General features: G+C 69.6%; 2 protein-coding genes. Both read right to left on the bottom strand.

Going from position 1 to position 2,422, the window contains the following annotated elements:
• Nucleotides 1–83: 83 nt before the first annotated feature.
• A complete protein-coding gene (locus VFO68_RS08640) occupies nucleotides 84–1,709 on the bottom strand; it encodes a ubiquinol-cytochrome c reductase cytochrome b subunit (protein ID WP_325157661.1) in 1,626 nt (541 codons plus the stop codon).
• Nucleotides 1,706–2,422: ubiquinol-cytochrome c reductase iron-sulfur subunit (locus tag VFO68_RS08635; RefSeq protein ID WP_325157660.1), on the bottom strand; the 717-nt coding region annotated here is incomplete at its 5' end. The genes VFO68_RS08640 and VFO68_RS08635, both read right to left, overlap by 4 nt.

The following is a 2,422-nucleotide window of genomic DNA, read 5'->3' as shown; positions in this document are numbered from 1 at the left end:
CGCCGTCGGAACACGGAAACTGCCGCCTCCCGGGCCCGGGAGGCGGCAGTTTCCGTGTTCCGACGGCGCAGGCGCGGCGTCGGTTACTTCTTCTCGGCGTCCTCCAACTCGGCGCGCGGGCGGATGCCGGCGACCGGCGGGTGCCCGGGCGAGGTCGGCGCCTCGGCGGGCCGCTCGATGGGGTAGAAGAATCCCTTGATCGCGGGCCCGAGCGCGCCGAGCCGGTTCATCTTCTTCGGCACCACCCAGCCGACGTACGGCAGTTCGCCGTGCCCGTCACCGTCCCCGTCGGCCGGCGCGAGCGGCTGGTGCACCTCGATGAACCTGCCGTCCGGCAGCCGCCGGATGATGCCCGTCTCCACGCCGTGCGCGAGCACCTCCCGGTCGTGCTGTTGCAGGCCCAGGCAGATCCGGTACGTCACGTAGTACGCCAGCGGCGGGATGACGAGCATCCCGATCCGGCCCGCCCACGTCATCGCGTTCAGGCTGATGTCGAACGTCTCGGCGATCACGTCGTTGCCGCCGGAGAGCGTCAGGACCAGGTAGAACGACACCGCCATCGCGCCCAGGGCGGTGCGCGACGGGACGTCGCGCGGCCGCTGGAGCAGGTTGTGGAACGACGCGTCCTTGTTCTTGCGCGCCTCTATGTACGGATAGATCAGCGGCAGCACCGTGAGGATGCCGGGCAGCACCACCGTCGGCCAGAACAGCGGCGGCACGGTGTGCCCGAGCACCCGGATCTCCCACGGCGGGAACAGCCGGGTCGAGCCGTCGAGGAACATCACGTACCAGTCGGGCTGGCTGGCGGCGGACACCACGCCCGCCTCGTACGGGCCGAACAACCAGATCGGGTTGATCGAGAACAAGCCGCCCATCAGCGCGATGACGGCAAACACGATCATGAAGAAGCCGGTCTGCTTGATCACGTACCGCGGGAACATGCGCTCGCCGACGACGTTGGTGTTCGTCCGGCCCGGGCCCGGCCACTGCGTGTGCTTCTGCTTGAAGACCAGGCCGATGTGCGCGGCGATCAGGCCGAGCAGGATGGCCGGCACGAGCAGCACGTGCAGGATGTACATCCGCGGGATGACCACGCCGCTGCCCGGGAACTCGCCGCCGAACAGGGAACTCGCCACCCAGGTGCCGGCGACCGGGATTGACAGGATGATCGCGTGGGCGATCCGCAGGCCGGTGCCCGACAGCGCGTCGTCGGGCAGGCCGTAGCCGGCGAAACCCTCCAGGAAGCCGAGCCAGAACAGCAGGATGCCGATGATCCAGTTCAGCTCGCGCGGCTTGCGGAACGCGCCGGTGAAGAACGTCCGCAGCATGTGGATGACGATCGCGGCCATGAACAGCAGCGCCGCCCAGTGGTGCATCTGCCGCATCACCAGGCCGCCGCGCACGTCGAAGGAGATGTCCAGCGACGTCTCGAAGGCCCGCGACATCTCCACCCCGCGCAGCGGCGCGTAGCTGCCGTTGTACGTGACCTCCTCCATCGACGGGTCGTAGAAGAGGGTCAGGAACGTGCCGGTCAGCAGCAGGACGATGAACGAGAACAACGCGATCTCGCCGAGCAGGAACGTCCAGTGGTCCGGGAAGACCTTGTTGAAGATGCCGCGCAGGGGCCGGGCCAACTGGAGCCGCTCGTCGGCGGCGTTGGCGGTCGCGCCCGGCAGCGCCTTGACGTTGACCCGAGGTCGCTTCTTCATGGCCGCTCCCAGAAGCCGGGGCCGATCGGCACCTTGTAATCCGACTGTGCGACGAGGAAGCCCTCGTCGTCCACCGTGATCGGCAGCATCGGCAGCCGCCGGGTGGCCGGACCGAAGATCGGCTTGGCGTTGTCGGTGATCAGGAACTGCGACTGGTGGCACGGGCAGAGCAGCCGGTTGGTCTGCTGCTCGTACAGGCTGGCCGGGCAGCCGGCGTGGGTGCAGATCTTGGAGTACGCGACGAGGTCGCCCCAGGTCGCGCCCTCGTTGATCGGCTTGAGGTTGGCCCGGAGCTCCGCCGCGTCCTCGCTGCGCAGGCGGATCAGCAGCGTGGGGGAGTCCGCGTGGCGGTTCGTCGCGCCCTCCGGGATGCCGGGGAACACCGTGATCTGGCCGCCGACGCTCACGTCCTCCGGGCGCACCGGGGTGCCGTCGTCGCGTGTCAGCCGGATGCCCTGGCGCCACGCGGTGGTCGTCAGCGGGCTGCCGCCGCCCGGCTCCACCGGCTTGTGCGGATCCACGATGAGGCCGCCGACCAGCGGGGCCGCCGCCACCGCGCCCAGCGGCGCCAGGCCGGCCAGCAGCGACAGGCCGAGCAGCGGCCGGCGCTTGAGGCCCAGCTCGTCGCCCATGTAGAGCACCGTGGCCGTGATGATCTTACGATCCTCCGGTGCGGAGCCGCCGTCGTGCCGCTGCTGGATCGACACCTCGTG

The sequence above is a fragment of the Actinophytocola sp. genome, from assembly GCF_035712165.1.
Taxonomy (GTDB): domain Bacteria; phylum Actinomycetota; class Actinomycetes; order Mycobacteriales; family Pseudonocardiaceae; genus DASYTH01.
This window is presented reverse-complemented; position numbering and strand designations above follow the sequence as displayed.

What these genes read in the sequence shown, in the direction of transcription:
- VFO68_RS08640 (WP_325157661.1), bottom strand. Translation starts at nt 1,709, where the DNA reads ATGAAGAAGCGACCTCGGGTCAACGTCAAGGCGCTGCCGGGCGCGACC.